Genomic DNA, 17,370 nt, shown 5'->3' on the forward strand with positions numbered 1-17,370 from the left:
TCAGAATTAGATAATCAATATTCATATATTGGGGCTTCTTCAGACCATAAAACACCAAGTATTGCATTTCAAAAAGCAGATTACCTTGAAAATTATGTTAGTAGAGCCTTGGTTGTATTAAAATTTCTTCGAAAACAAAAGTGGGCAGACAACTCAAAGTTAATTGTCGCAGGGCATTCGCAAGGCAGCAAAGTGGCCTCTTACATAGCTAATAAGGATAAACATGTATCAAAGCTTGGCCTTTTTAGCGCTAATCCTTATGGAAGAGTTGATGAACTCGTTCGTAATTACAGAAAACAAGCCGAACGAAAGGAAATATCCTGGGAAGAGGCTAACAAACAAATAGAAAAGCAATATCAGTTTTATAGAGATGCAAATGATCCAAAGAAAATCAGTAAATATCCTTTTTTGTTGGCATGGAAATCTTTTTCAGAACCACTCATTGACGATTGGCTTTCGTTTAATAAGCCAATTTATATGGCCTACGGGACAAATGACCTATCAAGTGATCTTTGCGACCTAGTACCTCTCCTATTTATTGGCAATAAGAAACAAAATTTAACTTATAAAAGATACCTCAATCTTGAACATAACTTTTTTGAAGTTGACAGCGCTGGCACGGTAAATCACTCCAAACCGCATTGGAAAGAAGTAATGTCATCTTTTGTAAAGTGGACGATAGAATAACCATTTCCTCCTTCGTATGTCATGTAATACTATTTTTTACCGGAACCCTAAGTTTACGCCGTCAATATCACATCCGGATTTACTGCGCTTATAATCTGTACAGTATAAGGTGCTCCATTCTCGCCATCATTTGCTCAGTGCAATATATATTCTATGCCGTCACCGCAAAAGTTTCAGGTCTCCTGTGAGTTTCGCAGTTAAAATAAACATATACCAGCATACAAAACTCAATAAAAGCACCTTTTTATACAAAAAAATAAATCGCCAGTAAATAAGTCCGGTATTTGGATCTTTTCAATATATTGTCTTCATTTCTCAAAATCAACTTTTTGCTGCTTAAAGCTGGAGTCATTTAAATTTATTTTCTTATATGATTTAGAACCTCTCGCATAACCACATGTAGAAATCTCTGCGCGGCCTCCCCTTACCTCTACAAAAATATCCATATTACTTTTTACGCGTCTCCCGCCTTGTGTGGCTGCCTTCCAAGATTTCCCTAAACCGACCGACCATTTTTTCAACAGATTCTCATAGATGCTATTATCACCGATAATAGTTTTAATATTATTTAGACTGCCATCCTCTTTCACAAGACCTTGGAATAGAAATACACTACCATCTTTAGGTATTTCACTTTTTTCCAGAATCTGCATAAAATTCGTAAAATCCTGCTGCAGTTTTTTACCTCCTCGCAAATAATTCGCAGAAAATGTAACCGCCATAGGTTCTCTAAAAGATGGATCGCTCTCAACTTCGGTTATTATTGTTTCATATTTAATGGAGTCACGATAAAATATTGCACGGGTGTCTGCTTTTCTTTTTTTTACTAGTTCCTTATTAGACGATGGAAGCATTAAAGTGGCTGTTGGGTAATCAGGAATATCAAATCTCCCAAAATCCAAATTCAATAAATAACGGTCACCCGGGAAATCAAGAAAATAAAAATCTTCAACAGGTCGTTTAATACCATCTAGATAATAAAAGCGCAGAGAAACAGGAAGACGCTCCTTGTATGCAATAATGACACTATCTAACTGTATATCTTTTTTTAGAAATGTATTGTAACCACCATTCTGTTGGCTTACATATACGCTGCCTATATCATGCATAGATTGAGCACAACAGCATTGAGAAAAAATTACGTAAAATACAAAAATGATAAAGCTTCTCATATCTTTTCAAGCTTTCTAATTATTAAAAATTGTATTTATAATCTGCTGTTTCATACGAATAGAGGTTTGGATCGCTAGGTGGATCTCTATCAATAAATCCGCCAAAAGTCGGTTTGAATCTTATATTAAGAGCTGAAAAAGTCAATAATATAAAATCGGCTACAAAAAAAAAGGCTTTTAAAGAGCTATTAGTCAAAATCGACCTCACATGAACTACGGAGCACCGATTTATTGATAATGCAGTATGATATAGTCAAAATAAAAGCTAATGCATTTTAATGAGCAAATTTTATGTGAAGAGCAATCCTTTCTTCTATCGGAACATCTAGTTTACGAACACAGACAGTAAAAAATTGAGCTGCTAAAAGTACTCATTCTAAAAATAGCGAGGCGATGAGAAAAACTGAAACGTGATTTCAAGAATGGATAAACATAACTACAAGATAATATTTATAGAAACATAACGAAATAATTACTTACAATTTCCTTTTTTCTCGTATTATTGCAAATAGAGATTTGCAGCAAAACAATTATAGCCTTATCTAAAACCTTTCTTTTAAATCATTATGGACAACAGCTTAAAAAGTAAATTTAAAATTTCACCAACTGCCAGCTTAGTACTTTGTTTAGCAAGCGAAATTTATCAAGATGGAAAAACATGCCAGGCATATTTAGAAAATATTGAAACATCAGAAGGGGAATTGCTTTTAAAGAGTTTTAAACAAATTTTCGAACACTCCGAATCAATCGCTGTGCTGAGAAAGAGATATATCCGCAATCTTTTCGACTATTACGCTAATGAATTCACACAATTTCAAGTCTGTATTTTGGGAGCTGGTCTCGATCCAATTTCACTCTATCTACTAGAACAATACGACCATCAAATTGAAACGATCTTTGAAGTTGATATTGAATTTATGGATGAAAAGCGAGCTCTCTATACAGAATTGATCGGTGATCAGAATAAAGTAAGGCTAATCACTCATGATGCTACTGATATTGACCCCTTGTTGGATGAACTAAAAAGATTGGGGCATCATTCATTAAGTCCGACGATATTCTTATTGGAAGGTTTTGTCTATTACATCAGCCGGGATAAGTTCAGTACATTGCTTGAAAAATTAGCTACCGCTGATGGAAAAAAAGTGGTCATACTAGACTACGTTTTACCATTTGAAACCATTCATGAAAGCAATCGGGAGAAATCCCGTCTCATGCTCCGTTCCCTAGAACAGGGCTTAGGCTGGCCAATCATGGTCTATCATAAATTTGATATCATCGGATTAATCCAATTTTTTAAAGGAGAAATCGTAACGTCTGATTCGACACAGTCGATGGAGAAAAAACTATATGGAGAAAACGAAATTTACATCTACCCAACTAGCGGCTTTATGGAAATGATAAGTTTTCAGTTTTCATAAAAATCCTGAATTTGACAAATTCAGCTGGGATGCCAGCTTTTTAAGGGTCGGATTATCCCTATCAATGAAAACCAAAGCAGCAACGGGCAATTTTAAAGCGGGCCGTCTCAAAATTTAGTGGGCAGCTTTTAGTACAATAGATTGGAAAATTTCAATTACTGCTATCGCAAAGACGAGGTACTGGTTGATGATGGCGCTATCCGAGGAAGACAATGTGTATGTATGCGGTATGTGGGAAGGAAATAAATTATCAAAAAATCATAGCGCTCAATTCGGCTAAATGCTGCCGTGAATGAAAAAACGTTAGTGCAGTATATGAGGCTGAAATTTAACCTAATATGATTTATCATATATAACTGACCATTAAATATTTGATGACTAAATTATCATTCAATCTCGCAATAATCATGTGATCACAAAATTTCAAATGCCAAGAAAAGAAACTATGCACCATTATTCTTTACATTAAAAGTGCAGTATAATGAGAAAGCAATACAACTTAGATTTTCTAACGGTGCACATCCGCTCGTGATTAAAGAGATGTTAAGTATTAAAGATAAATTAGATTTTAACTAGTATATGATGATCTTAACATTGAAAACCCTGATATACCCATCATGATCCCCATCATGATTAAAATACAAAGAGCACCACCCGAACTTTCAGATCCTAAAAGCAAAGTATCTCACGATCTATATAATTTTAAAGGAACACAAGCTTTTGGAGAGTTTGCTTTTACCCCTCGTTGTCCTTGTTGTGGTAAACGAATAAAATATTAAATAATGAAAACAATCAAATTTATACTGCTCATCCTCTATGTCATGATCAATAGCGTATACGCTCAGGACAAGGGAGAAATCGATAACTACAAGAAGTTTGAAAATTCTTTCCTTAGAAATTTCAAATACGCAGCTCAAGGTCTTATCTTTTATAATTAATATCTTTGGGGTATGAATATCGAACACATCGGACAGCCTTTCCTCAAAAAATTCCCTGGAGATTTTTCCAATAATCCTCTACAGAGAAATACGCCAAAAGTTTTGTTTGCCACGGTTAAACCTGCCGAGTTTTACAAGCCTCATTTAATTGCTTTTAACGAAACGCTTTCTGAGGAAATTGGACTGGGAAAATTTGAGGAAAAAGATCTTAATTTTCTTGTGGGTTCTCAGCTTCCCGACAATATGCAGACCTACGCTACAGCTTACGCCGGACATCAATTTGGTAACTGGGCGGGCCAGCTGGGAGATGGAAGGGCTATTCTCGCGGGAGAAATTACCAATGCAAACGGCAAGAAAACAGAGGTCCAGTGGAAAGGGGCCGGTGCAACCCCTTATTCAAGGCGTGCCGACGGAAGGGCCGTGTTGAGGTCTTCGGTACGCGAATACCTGATAAGTGAAGCCATGTATCACTTAGGGGTACCCACCACCAGAGCGTTAAGCTTGGCCTTTACAGGAGAAGACGTCATACGGGATATCATGTACAACGGCAATCCTCAGTACGAAAAAGGGGCCGTAATCATAAGAACGGCCGAAAGCTTCCTTCGTTTCGGGCATTTTGAGCTGATGTTTGCCCAGGGCGAACACAAGCTCTTGCAGGAGCTGCTTGATTTTACAATTGAAAACTACTTCCCTGAAATTGTTTCATCCGATCATCAGAAATATAAAGATTTTTTTGAAAACGTATGTACCCGCACGGCAGTCCTAATGGTAGAATGGTTCAGAGTAGGTTTTGTTCATGGTGTAATGAACACGGACAATATGTCTATCCTAGGTTTAACGATTGATTATGGTCCTTACTCCATGATGGATGAATATAATTTAAATTTCACGCCGAATACAACGGATCTCCCTGGAAGAAGATATGCATTTGGGAAACAGGGACAGATTGCACACTGGAATCTATGGAAACTTGCGAATGCCCTTCAACCGATAATCAACGATGAAAATTTTTTGGAAAACACGTTAAATGATTTTGGAATTTATTTTTGGGAAGCCCATGATAAAATGCTCTGCAAAAAATTCGGATTTGACGGGCTCAAGAAAGAGGACGCAGAGTTTTTCACCAACTGGCAGAGCTTAATGCAGGAGCTGCAATTGGATCACACGTTATTCTTCAATCAATTGGAAAAAATAACACCTGATACAAATTTAAATGAACATTTCAGCCCGGTCGCTTATACTGTTTTCAATGAAGAAAAAATCAATAAACTTGAAGACTTCATTGAACAATACCGATCCCGTCTGCATTCGAATTCGATTTCAAAGCAAGAGTCCCTGAAATTAATGGAAACGACAAATCCTAAATTTATACTGAGAAACTATCTACTCTACGAGTGTATCGAAGAAATTAGTAGTGGAAAAACAGAAATGTTAGTTAAACTAACTCAGGCATTAGAACATCCATACCAGGAACTATTTCCGGAATTTTCCAAAAAGCGCCCGTCCAGCTATAACAATACCGCAGGATGTTCTACGTTATCATGTAGCTCATAACAACAGAGATTTATTGTATTTGACACACTTAATGAGACAGCCTATTGTATGAATTTGAAATGGCGGCAGTCACACTCGGCATAGCCTGACTTATAAGTTTTAGGAAGCTGTCGTCAGCCATTTCAGGCTTCCAGTATCTAGTGAAAATTTATAACCGCCAAATAGCATTGCAATGTCCCAGTAAAATATTCGGCAATGCTAATATCAATAAATATAGAAGTTACTCATTTTAAATAGTTGTTTATTCAACTCGATACTTTAATAAAAATAAAATAATAATTCTGAATCGAACTAGATGTTGTTATGAATGAATTTATAAATTTTCAAATAGATCCAACAATGAGCACGCTGATCAAAATATAATCTACTGAAATAATAGCGCAGATTTTGCCTTTATGGTCGGAAATATATTACTGCTCATTCGATGGTTTTAAGTCGAAGAGAATTGCATTATCTTCCATCGAGGACGGGGCTCTGAATTGTATTCGATTAAATTGCCGCTTCTAAAATAAGATCTGGTACAAACCCAAACCAGGAGCAAAAAAATACGGCTTATCTTTTAATATTATGATTTTCGGCATGGTCATGTCATCGCACTTAAAGCGTTGTTTTTTCAGTTCGTAATAAGCCAAATAATCCGGACTGGGCAGTTTGCCATTATGCCAGCCAATCAAAACATCGTCATCGAATTTAGGAATTTCAGTTTTTGGTATATCGAGTTCGCTTTTAAAAAGGTCTGTTTGTCTAACGACCAAAGTCTGATTGATCACTTTAAATACATCGCAGCGCTCTGTATTCACGATCGTGTAAGGACAAGGCTTTAGCCCATACGGCTGCAGTATCTCCAGCTCGTATCTATTTAAAGCTTTCATCTGCAGACTATCGTTCAGATCTTTCAATTCTTCCGACTTTCTCCGCAGGCTATCTGTGATAACGACCGTTTTAAAATCTTCTTGTTTTTTATAATCCGGATAGAAAAACTTCTTGCCGTTGAGATATAAATTCCCTTGTGTATCAATATAAAATGGCTGTTCCCAGTCGTAAATCTTTTCAAACACAATATTTTTATCCACATCAATAATTTTTACGGGCGAATTACTGTTGCTGGGCTTTAAAAGTATTCTGTCATCATTTAAAAAAACAAGACTGCTTAAGCCTGTCATATCGGTAACTTTTCTGAACTTGCATTCGTCTTTTAGCAACTCGATCAGTTGAGGCACATCGGGGTGTTTATCTTTTTTAGGGATAGGATTACAGCCTAAAAACACAAGTAATACAAAGAAAGGAAGGTATCTCATCAGTTATTCTTTCGTATAATTTGATTTTCTGTTTATATCAACCGGCTCACCTAAATACTTTGGTCTTCTGTTTCTTATCACATCTAAAACGGCTTTGCTAACCGATAGTTTTTCCCGGGATGCATAGTATTTATAACCTGGATAAACGCCCCTATCTGCACTATAACCGAATGATTTTATACCCAATTTATCGCCCAGATAAATACATCTGTTCAGGTGATATTTCTGAGATACCAAAATTGCTGTATCAACATAAAAAATATGTTTTGCACGGTACATGGTCGAGTAGCTATCAAACCCAGCATAGTCGATGTAAATTTTTGTGGTATCGACGCCATTTTTCTGACAATATAACTTCATTACTGTAAGCTCATCGTATTCATCTCTACCGTTATCTCCTGACAGCAATATTTTATCCACCTTGTTGTTTTTGTACAGCGAAATCCCGGCATCCAGCCTATCTTTTAGATACCTGCTTGGCTGATCGCCGTTTATACCGGCACCAAAAATGATGGCGACCTTCGTTTTTGGCACATCTTTAAGTTCGGTGAAAATCAGCTTTTCTGTTTCGGCCGTTACGTTGCTGTTGGTTACTAAAACAACAAATAGCGCTATTAGGCATAGAATGATAAACGACAAAAGGAACTTTTTAATCTTTTTCATACGCTTGATTTTACAACAATTTATAAAAATCGGTTTTCTTTATCTCTCCGGCAAAACTATTTTCGTTTTTTTGAGACCCCGGCAGAATCCGCCCCCTCAAACCCCATAATGTATTTGATGTTTTCTTCTTCTACAGTAGTGATAAAAGGTGTTACATCTTTAAAATGGTTCCAGCGGTAACTTGGTTTTTTATTGAAATACTGATACCACTTCCCATCTTCCTTAAAAGCGTAATTGTAGCGGGCGTAAACTTCGTTACGCATTTCTGCAAGTTGCTGTTTACTGTATTTTTTCACGTCTGCCCATGTAAAAATACGAAGTGAAATATCCGTAAAATTCCCTTCAGGTTTCCAATAAACCTTCCTATAGAAACGCTCTCTAGCTACATCGTGAATACCGAATTTACTTTCTTTTTCACATTTGTATAGACGATAAAAATGAGACTTGTCTACTCTAAGATAGCTTTCATCCACAAAAAAATCAGAAGCCACATATTGTTTGTTAACTGCCTTTACAGGTGCGAAAATATGGGTACCGATCCAACCGCCATCATGTACGTTGGGCAAACTTTCGCACAGGGTGACCTGTTTATTGATCAGTCCTTGTTTGCTAAAGCTCAGGTGCTGATAGTAAACAAAAGTACAATAAGACCTTGGGTCGACTATGATTTTGATCTGATAAAGCGAATCGCGGTCTTCGGCAAGATACACACCGTTTACACTGTAAGCAAAGTTGTTGACATCGGTTTCTGTATCGTAGCCTTTTTCAAGTTCAGGTGTCCATACATTAATATCCGATTGGATTGTACACGGACAATTATTCACTTTTTTCGATTGAGCGAAAGTGGTAGAAACAAGTGGCAGCATGATGAAAAGGAGTTTTTTCATAGTTAAAGACTTTATGGAAAATACCGTACATGATCATAACAAATATGGTATCGGGTAAACCCAGGTGTGATGTTTACGGAAACCTCGCTCCCATTTCCAAAGAACTGATCTTTTTTCATCAAAAGCTATTTAACAAACATTCCAGAAAGCAACATATTATCATTAAAATTCAAGGTCACTTTATAAGGTGAAGTTTTAATTTCGATATAATTGGCAAAATCAACTGGGTGATAGTCTATTTTGAGCTTTTCCAGCAACTTGAGCACTTCATCAAATTTTAAACCCGGTTTTAAACCATTTTCAAAGGAGATCTCCACCTTTCTAAAGTCGTTGATGGCGAAGCCGTTAATGAAATTTTCCTTTTGATTATCGGGATTGCTGTTGCTTACAGCAAAGTAAAAGTAGAAATCATGATAGTTATTCTGATAATAGATTTCATTTGTTTTTGCCGTGGTCCCATCAATTTCTGCTATTCGTTCAAAACGCTTGTTTGTAGCTGATTTTAGAAAGTCTTCTTCTGTTGTTTTACCAACAATCAAACCATTAATGTTCCAGTTTTTATCAATTTTTATAGTAGGTTTCTCTTTAACATCTTCTGGCCTGGTTGCATTTTTCACCAAATCTGCCATGTACTTTTCATTATCGCATCCGCCAAAATCAATTAAACCATTCATAATATCCCAATAGCACGATTTGGACAGATCCGTATTGTTCAAAATGATTAATCTTCTGTAATCTGGAGCATAAAAAACAAATTTATTTTGAGCCTTTATATTCCAGTACAAACCGTTGTCAGTATTCGGATTTTTAGTGCCCTTACCGTATTTAGCCTCTAGTTTCTTTAAAATATTGGCCTGCAGTTCTGGCGTTTTCAACTCAATTCTTACGCCGTAGATCTTACTTTCAGCATCATAATTTTTTAAAGCCTCATTTAACTCATTGATATTTTTAGCCTGTTTGAGATCGATATGTCCACCGCCTAATCGTGTAATGCTATCTGTTTTCAGTTTCTCCGATTCAATTTGAAAAATAATCCGCTGGCCTTCCAGATCAATTCCGTCAAAACTGTATTTCTTCGATTTTTCAACCTCCAACAACAAACTAAAAGGATATTCTACAGTTTCTACACCGATCAATAATACGTCATCAAAACTGCTGATTTTTTCAATCGGCTCGTTTAAGTTCAAGGTTGCCAGATCTATTTTCTCTTGACTTTTACAAGAAAAAATTAAGGGTAAAATGGCTAATAATAGTCTATTCATATACGATTATTCTAAAATGGAATGTATTAGTTGATGATGTCAGCTTTATTCTATACTCAAATTTAACTGTAAAATCTATAAGAAATTAAACAAATTATAATTCGCTGGCGATGGGTTATCATTCGTAGGCATTTGCGGTTTTTTCGGAATTATCGCACCTTAAAAAATATATAGTTGCTTTCGCCGTATCACTTTCCATCTGAGTTAATGGCTGGAGTGAACATCTATACTTCCCAAACTTTTCACTACCTGCTGAATGGCTTCCTCAACTGTGATCCCTGAGCACTCCGCTATTTCTTGCATCATTCCTTTTGCACCATATTCCCTGCTTACCACCTAAAGTGGAAAATAGTCTCTTTGAACTTGACAAAACGTTAATTCCAGTAATTTCTATATTGGAATCACGGGGTGACGAAAAACAGGAACAATTACGCGAATTGATTAAAGTAAGTTCCATTCTCGCACATGAAGGCTGGTAAAAAAAACAAGAATCAAAATTAAATCAGCTTGGAAATATTCATCATGAGCTGAAAGTGTAATTTCTATTGACTTAAAAATGCTTCCGTCCGAATATTTCGTTTATGCATTTTCCCCCAATCCGAAAGTGCTAAAATAACGTTCTTAAGGGTTCTGCTGTAATCTGTGGAAATATACTCTACGACCACTGGCGTTTGCTCGGCGTGCACGACCCTTTTGACAAAACCGTTTAATTCAAGATCTTTCAATTCATTTGAAAGCACTCGCGCTGAGATGCCCCTAATATTTCTTTGAAGCTCATTAAATCTGATATTCCCGCTTTCCTGCAAAACAATAATAATCTTTAATTTCCATTTTCCGCCAATAACATAAATTGCATCTTCAACAGAAGAAAGATTTTCAGAACATTTTGCAGCCGTGATAGGCTCCGCTAAATCAATTGTATTTTCCATGGGATTCAACATTATACTAACCTAAAGGTTACTACTAACCTTTTGATTACTACTAACTTTTAATAAGCGAATATACATAATTTTGCTAAAGAAATTTTAACAAAGAAAAATGAAAAATATACTTCACATTATTTCAAGTCCACGAGCAGAGGTATCTGCAAGTAGAAAATTAGGAAATGCTGTTATTCAAAAAATTCAGGAAAAGTATTCCGATACCATTGTAAAGGAACGCGATCTGACAAAAAGTAAAGTTCCACTTTTGGAGGAGGTACATATAAATACGTTTTTTACACCCGCTGAAAATCATTCTGAAGAACAGCAATCAATTAGCAAATATTCGGAAGGTCTAATTACGGAATTAAAGGAAGCCGACATTATCGTCATTGATTCTCCAATGTACAACTTCTCAGTTCCAGCGACTCTGAGAGCTTATTTCGATTTTACTTCAAGAGCAGGATATACCTTCAAGTATGATGAAAATGGACCAAAGGGCCTGTTGAACGACAAGAAGCTCTACGTCGCTTTTACCTCTGGAAATATCTATTCGGAAGGCCCATACCAAATATATGACTCCAATATTCCTTACATCAAAAATATCTTTGGATTTTACGGTGTTTCTGACATCAGTGTTTTCCGCGCAGAGGGTCTTTCAATTCCCGGGATAATGGAGACATCACTAGAAAGAGCAATTGAGAATATTGCCATTGATTAATATAAAGATCTGATCGGAAATTAATCCTTGTCATTTAAATTTTGGCAAGGATTTTTATCTGGCAGAGAAATCAGCATTTAACAGGAAAATCGCAAATGTATTCAATACAGTTTCCTCTTTCCATAGAAATGCCGAGATAGGAAGCGGTCTTAACATAACTTTTGTTTAGGGAAGATAGCGGATCAGAAAATGGGAAAAATAAAAAGTCCACTGAAATCGGAAAGTTTTCCGGTAAACGTATTGTGGAATGCCGCTTTCAGAAAAAAGTCATTGATAATTAACAGGAAAAGAACAAAAATAAAAAGTGGCGAAACAAGATACTTTAAGCGTTCATACATATTTCAGCGTCTACGTTTTCTATTGATACCTATTTGTACAACTTGGCAACCTGCCAACTATACCTGACTCATTAAATAGCTAAAAAACGGAGGCCAGGATAAGCTAAATTTCACTGCTTCAGTAATACTCTTCCTCGATAACAATTGGCGCATACATTAAATTGATAACATAAAAATACATTCAATTTTTGCCCGTCATTAAAATTTAGCGAATTTATCCTATCTTTAATACTCGAAATATTTAAATTTTATGAAGGCACATACATACGAAACGCAGTCAACAATTACTCCTGAAAAAGCATTAGACTTCTTAAAAGAAGGAAATCAGCGCTTTGTCAATAATCTAAAAGCAAACCGGGATCTTCTCGAACAGGTAAATGCTACCCGTGAAGGGCAATGGCCGTTCGCTGTAGTATTAAGCTGTATAGATAGCCGTACTTCTGCTGAGCTTATATTTGACCAAGGTCTGGGTGATATTTTCAGCATCAGAATTGCCGGAAATTTTGTCAACCAGGACATTCTAGGCTCAATGGAGTTTGGTTGCAATGTAGCCGGTTCCAAACTCGTTGTTGTATTGGGCCATACCAAATGTGGCGCCCTGAAAGGTGGATTGGATGCTGCACAAATCGAAGGATTGGGCATGGACAACCTGAACCATTTAGTTAATCATTTTGATGCTATTATCAATGAAGTGATAGATAAAGACGAAGAACGTTCATCAAAAAATAGCGTATTGCTGGAGAAATTAAACCAGCAGAATATTAAACACGCCATTAAAGATATTCGCAGACAAAGTTCAACTCTTCGGAAGCTTGAAGAAGAAGGCAAGATCAAGATTGTCGGTGCCAATTACGATGTTGAAACTGGAAGCGTAAGTTGGCTGTAAAGCTATCGCTGAAATTGCTATCAACTCTTTTTGAATATAAAATTCTGATCATTAATTCAAAGGAACAGTATGCTATATAACTAAAATATACCTTATGCTATAAAAGAAAAATGGCCGCCGGGAAAGTATCCGGACGGCCATTTTTCTTTTATAACCTCAGGCTTTTTTTCCTGCGTACTTCTTCGCATACTCTCCGCATCCCGTTTATTCCTTAAACTTATATTACATTGTACATCTCACGTTCCTCATCCTTTAGTTTACCTTATCAGCCAGCTTAAGCAGTTTAAATTGGCATCCACAGATCAATAGAAAGCCCCTTCGATGAAGACCTATTTTAGGCTACACATGGCTGTAGTTTTACTGACCTTGGTATATTGATTAAAGCCTGTCGACCGCTACCTGAATAAGAAGTGACTTCCTTTTCCTCACTATCTCTCTTTTACATGCAGCCCAGTAACAGCGTCTTTCTCGCACTATTCGACCTGCATCCGAGCAATCAGGATTAGGTGCTGGCTTCGTTATCTCCACGATAAGGAAAGGCAATAGGAAAAAGTGGGCGAAAGATGATTTCACATCAATGAGTATCAACTTTTGAAATGAATAAATATTTGGTATATCAAAAAAGCTGTAAAGAGATTCTTTGCAGCTTTTTTGATGCAATTATATCCTTAGCACTTCGTCTTCCGGCTATAGATTGTTTCGAAGGTAACCCTGAAAGTTATCCTGAAACTGAAGGCCATTGCCCAGCCTATATTTGCTTAATTTGTTATTTAGCGCCAACCCCCAAAGGATGAACTCGCTCAAAAAATAACGATCTTCGGATTTCGTTTGCGGTTGGTATTGCTCAATCAATGTTTGGATAGCTGTCACTTGGTCCAATTGGCGTTTGTAATCTGCATCTGTAAGTTCATCGGACAGCTCAATGCCTTCCGATTCTGAAAACCAGCGAATAATATCGTCGTAAGGATAGCGCTCGTTGTCCCTTTCCAGTTTTTCAATTTTAGGAAATAAAATCGGGAATAGGCTTTTTACTGCATTTTCGATCAACTGCAACGCGACGGTAGCAGCTCCCTCCTGTTCACCTTCGTAAACGAGCTCAACTTTTCCGGTGATAGCCGGGACAATACCCACAAAATCGCTCAGGCGTACTGACGTCTTTTTTGATCCGTTTTTGAGCATGCGCAGTTCAGCTGTGCTTAATAGGTTCTGAAATGCTGTAATGCTCATCCGTGCGCTGACGCCACTCTTTTCATCAACATATTCGCTATTTCGGGCTTCAAAACTGATCTGCTCAATTAATTCACGGGCCAGTTCAGGAACGTATATTTGCTCTTTCTGTGCCGCCTCCAAGTTGGATTCCTGGGCAGTAATTGCCTTCGCGATCTCAACTGATTCGGGATAATGTGTCAATATCTGCGATCCTATCCGGTCTTTCAGTGGCGTCACAATACTCCCCCTATTGGTATAATCTTCCGGATTTGCAGTGAACACAAACTGTATATCTAAGGGTAGGCGCAATTTGAATCCACGGATCTGGATATCCCCTTCCTGCAAGATATTGAAAAGTGCCACCTGAATCCGGGCCTGAAGATCAGGCAGTTCATTAATGACAAATATCGAGCGATTTGCCCGCGGAATCATACCAAAATGAATCACGCGATCATCGGCATAGCTCAATCTCAAATTGGCTGCTTTGATCGGATCGACATCACCGATCAGATCGGCTACGGTCACATCTGGTGTAGCAAGTTTCTCGGCAAAACGTTCACTTCGATGAAGCCAAATTATCGCAGTGTCGTCACCTTTTTCCTTCAGGAGCTCCAGGACATAGCGGGATATGGGGTTATAGGGGTCGTCATTAATCTCAGAACCCGCTACTACAGGCACATATTCATCCAGCAGATTAACCATGAGCCTAGCCAGACGTGTCTTTGCCTGGCCACGAAGACCAAGGAAATTAATATTGTGTTTGGAAAGAATAGCTCTCTCAAGTTCGGGAATAACGGTATCCTCATAACCATGTACTCCGGTAAACACGGTTTCGCCCTTCCTAATTTTTGTAATCAGATTCTGACGCAATTCTTCTTTTATCGTCTTAGGCTTGTAACCTGAGTTTTTCAGTGCACCAAATGTTGTAATCTTTGTGTAATCCATGTCTTCTGATGATGAGGCGCAAACCTTGCGCAAGATTTATATTTTATTGCCGCTAAATGAATTGTTTATCGTATTCTTTTTTTGCGATTTTCTTCATAGTCTTCAAAAATCATTCCGCCCAGATCTCCAAGCCCAGTGTAATAAGCCTTGCCCTGATTTGAAGCCGTAAATTCGTCGATAAATTGCTGCAAATAGGGATCTGAGGTGATCATAAAGGTCGTAATAGGTATCCCCAATTTTCGGGCCTGCGCGGCCATGCTATAGCACTTTCCGGTGATAAATGGATCTAAGCCCATTGGATTCTTATAGTAGGTCCCATCCGGCATGTTTAAACAGCTCGGCTTGCCGTCTGTAATCATAAATATCTGCTTGTTTGCATGCCGCTTGCGCCGGAGTATATCCATTGCTAACTGTAAGCCAGCGACAGTATTGGTGTGAAACGGACCCACTTGCAGATAGGGCAAGTCTTTGATCGCTATCGGCCAGGCATCATTACCGAAGACAATAATATCAAGCGTGTCTTTGGGATACCGTGTAAGGATAAGCTCCGATAGGGCCATGGCTACTTTCTTTGCAGGGGTAATCCGATCTTCGCCATATAGGATCATGCTATGGCTGATATCGATCATCAGCACCGTACTCATCTGCGATTTAAACTGTGTATCTTCTACAACCAGATCATTTTCTGACAAACCAAACTCGCCTATACCATGATTGATCTGTGCATTTTTCAGGCTTTCAGTCAAAGCAATTTTCTCGAGGCCATCTCCATACTGATAATTTCTAAAATCGCCCATGTTTTCGTCACTCTGGCCTTGTTGGCTGGTTTTATGATTACCGGACTTTCCTTTTCGCATCTTCCCAAAAATCTGGTCCAATGCATTTTGTCGCAAGGCCTTTTCCATCTTTGAGGTAATGTCTACGCCACCGTTGCCATCAAATTCCATTTTTTCCCTGATATATCCCTTATTCTTCAGATCGGCAATGAAATCATCTATGGTATATTCTGGAGTGGTCAGTTTGAACTCCCGATCCAGTTCACGCAGCCAATCAATGGCTTCATCAAAATCACCCGAGGTATGGGTAATCAATTCTTTGAAAATATCAAATAATTTTTCAAAAGGTGTCTGGAACGGCTCGTCATATTGCTTGAAGAAAAATCCCCTATTTCGTTTCGTGCTGCTCATACGTTCATTTATTAGGATGAAGAAGCTATTCGCCTGTTAAAACCAGAATAGCTTCATAAGATAAATTTACGACATAATAATCCATATAAAGAGCCATTCCCCATTAACACTGGAGAATGGTTATCGTCTGCGGTCTGACAACAAGTGGTCGTTTATTTACTCGCTTCGTTTAAAAGGCCAATATCTTCAGCATCCAATGGCAGTTTCGGAGCAGCAAATAAGGTCTCCAGTTGCGACGCACTGGTTGCGCTCACAATCGGAGCAGTGACCAATGGCTTTGCCAGAAGCCATGCTAGCGCTACTGTAGCCTGTTTAGTATCGTACTTTTCAGCCACCATATCCAAAGCTTTCAATACACGTTTACCTTTGTCATCAAAATATTTCTTTATGCCGCCACCTCTGGCGGTATTGTCAAAATCTGCCTCGGTACGATATTTTCCAGTCAAGAAACCCGCCGCAAGAGACCAGTATGGGAATACACTCAAACCATAGGTTTCGGCTATCGGGGCGTAGTCATTTTCAAAACGGCTGCGCTCAACCAAATTATAATGAGGTTGCAATGCGACATATCGAGGTAGACCATTTTTTTCCGCACTATCAAAACTTTCAATAAGCCGTTCAGGAGAGATATTTGAGGCAGCGATAAACCGAACTTTACCGGCCTTTATTAGTTCATTGTAGGCTGATAAGGTCTCCTCAACAGGTGTAACGTTGTCATCAAAATGGGTATAGTATAAATCTATGTGATCTACCCCCAAACGCTGCAAGGACTCGTCAGCTGATTTCAAAATATGTTTCCTGGAAATATCAAAACCATGTTCCTTCGTCTCAGACCCAACCTTAGTCGCCAGTACAATGTCGTTGCGATTACCGCGATTTTTTAACCATTTACCAATAATTTCTTCAGATTGGCCGCCTTTCCCGTTTACCCACCAGGAATAGGTATCCGCAGTATCTATAAAATTAAATCCGGCTCCTACAAATTTATCCAGAATCTCAAATGATTTCTGTTCATCAAGTGTCCATCCGAAGACATTACCACCAAAGTTGATCGGAGCAATCTCTAAATCTGTGTGTTGTATTTTTATCTTTTTCATCAACATTAATCTTTTGTTGTTCGCTTGTAAAAAGGTGCTTCTCAGTCATCAATAACCAGTACCTAATCTAAAGTTACAGCAATTAAAATAAAAATAGGATATGAAGCTGGAACGATCACCATATATTGCACAAGATAGACATAAAGGTATCAAATCCATGCCTATTAGTTGTTGTTGCGATAATG

The 17,370-nt window shown here is 37.8% G+C and carries 15 protein-coding genes; 6 read left to right on the forward strand and 9 right to left on the reverse strand.

Annotated features, from left to right (window positions below):
* Window positions 1-687, forward strand: a 687-nt coding sequence (locus B4G94_RS09385; RefSeq protein WP_286858515.1) for a hypothetical protein, incomplete at its 5' end; no start/stop codon positions are given.
* Between the two features lie 308 nt (window positions 688-995).
* Here the strand turns inward: B4G94_RS09385 and B4G94_RS09390 are convergent.
* Entirely contained in the window at window positions 996-1,859 is an 864-nt protein-coding gene (locus tag B4G94_RS09390) for a hypothetical protein (protein ID WP_286858516.1), read from the reverse strand.
* A gap of 566 nt (window positions 1,860-2,425) precedes the next feature.
* Here B4G94_RS09390 and B4G94_RS09395 point away from each other — a divergent pair.
* From B4G94_RS09395 to B4G94_RS09405, 3 genes are all read left to right on the forward strand, one after another.
* Entirely contained in the window at window positions 2,426-3,280 is an 855-nt protein-coding gene (locus B4G94_RS09395; RefSeq protein ID WP_286858517.1) for a class I SAM-dependent methyltransferase, read from the forward strand.
* Window positions 3,281-4,062: 782 nt separating this feature from the next.
* Window positions 4,063-4,218, forward strand: coding sequence for a hypothetical protein (locus B4G94_RS09400; RefSeq protein ID WP_165307951.1), 156 nt, complete (start codon window positions 4,063-4,065; stop codon window positions 4,216-4,218).
* Window positions 4,219-4,230: 12 nt separating this feature from the next.
* Window positions 4,231-5,772, forward strand: coding sequence for a protein adenylyltransferase SelO (locus B4G94_RS09405; RefSeq protein ID WP_286858519.1), 1,542 nt, complete (start codon window positions 4,231-4,233; stop codon window positions 5,770-5,772).
* A gap of 503 nt (window positions 5,773-6,275) precedes the next feature.
* On the opposite strand, the gene B4G94_RS09410 is transcribed toward B4G94_RS09405, so the two are convergent.
* From B4G94_RS09410 to B4G94_RS09430, 5 genes are all read right to left on the reverse strand, one after another.
* Window positions 6,276-7,070: a hypothetical protein gene (locus tag B4G94_RS09410; protein ID WP_286858521.1), complete on the reverse strand. Its 795-nt coding sequence runs from the start codon at window positions 7,068-7,070 to the stop codon at window positions 6,276-6,278.
* A 3-nt stretch (window positions 7,071-7,073) separates the two neighbouring features.
* Window positions 7,074-7,733 carry a SanA/YdcF family protein gene (locus B4G94_RS09415; protein WP_286858522.1) on the reverse strand — a complete coding sequence of 220 codons (660 nt, stop codon included), beginning with the start codon at window positions 7,731-7,733 and terminating at the stop codon, window positions 7,074-7,076.
* A 56-nt stretch (window positions 7,734-7,789) separates the two neighbouring features.
* Complete coding sequence (locus B4G94_RS09420) at window positions 7,790-8,620, reverse strand: YARHG domain-containing protein (protein WP_286858523.1); 831 nt, start codon at window positions 8,618-8,620, stop codon at window positions 7,790-7,792.
* A 125-nt stretch (window positions 8,621-8,745) separates the two neighbouring features.
* A complete protein-coding gene (locus B4G94_RS09425; RefSeq protein WP_286858524.1) occupies window positions 8,746-9,882 on the reverse strand; it encodes a hypothetical protein in 1,137 nt (378 codons plus the stop codon).
* Between the two features lie 542 nt (window positions 9,883-10,424).
* Window positions 10,425-10,811: a winged helix-turn-helix transcriptional regulator gene (locus B4G94_RS09430; RefSeq protein WP_286858525.1), complete on the reverse strand. Its 387-nt coding sequence runs from the start codon at window positions 10,809-10,811 to the stop codon at window positions 10,425-10,427.
* A gap of 109 nt (window positions 10,812-10,920) precedes the next feature.
* On the opposite strand from B4G94_RS09430, the gene B4G94_RS09435 reads away from it, so the two are divergent.
* Together B4G94_RS09435 and B4G94_RS09440 are read left to right on the forward strand one after the other, a co-directional pair.
* Complete coding sequence (locus tag B4G94_RS09435) at window positions 10,921-11,523, forward strand: FMN-dependent NADH-azoreductase (RefSeq protein ID WP_108633326.1); 603 nt, start codon at window positions 10,921-10,923, stop codon at window positions 11,521-11,523.
* 588 nt (window positions 11,524-12,111) lie between these two features.
* Window positions 12,112-12,747: a carbonic anhydrase gene (locus B4G94_RS09440; protein ID WP_108633324.1), complete on the forward strand. Its 636-nt coding sequence runs from the start codon at window positions 12,112-12,114 to the stop codon at window positions 12,745-12,747.
* 687 nt (window positions 12,748-13,434) lie between these two features.
* Here the strand turns inward: B4G94_RS09440 and B4G94_RS09445 are convergent.
* From B4G94_RS09445 to B4G94_RS09455, 3 genes are all read right to left on the reverse strand, one after another.
* On the reverse strand, window positions 13,435-14,901 hold the full coding sequence (locus tag B4G94_RS09445) for a magnesium chelatase (protein ID WP_286858527.1): 1,467 nt from the start codon (window positions 14,899-14,901) through the stop codon (window positions 13,435-13,437).
* A 65-nt stretch (window positions 14,902-14,966) separates the two neighbouring features.
* Window positions 14,967-16,088, reverse strand: a complete 1,122-nt coding sequence (locus B4G94_RS09450) for a vWA domain-containing protein (protein ID WP_108633322.1) — start codon at window positions 16,086-16,088, stop codon at window positions 14,967-14,969.
* Window positions 16,089-16,240: 152 nt separating this feature from the next.
* Entirely contained in the window at window positions 16,241-17,185 is a 945-nt protein-coding gene (locus tag B4G94_RS09455) for an aldo/keto reductase (protein ID WP_286858529.1), read from the reverse strand.
* Window positions 17,186-17,370 lie beyond the last annotated feature (185 nt).

This window comes from Sphingobacterium sp. UBA7625 (assembly GCF_002484085.1).
GTDB classification, from domain to species: Bacteria; Bacteroidota; Bacteroidia; order Sphingobacteriales; family Sphingobacteriaceae; genus Sphingobacterium; species Sphingobacterium athyrii.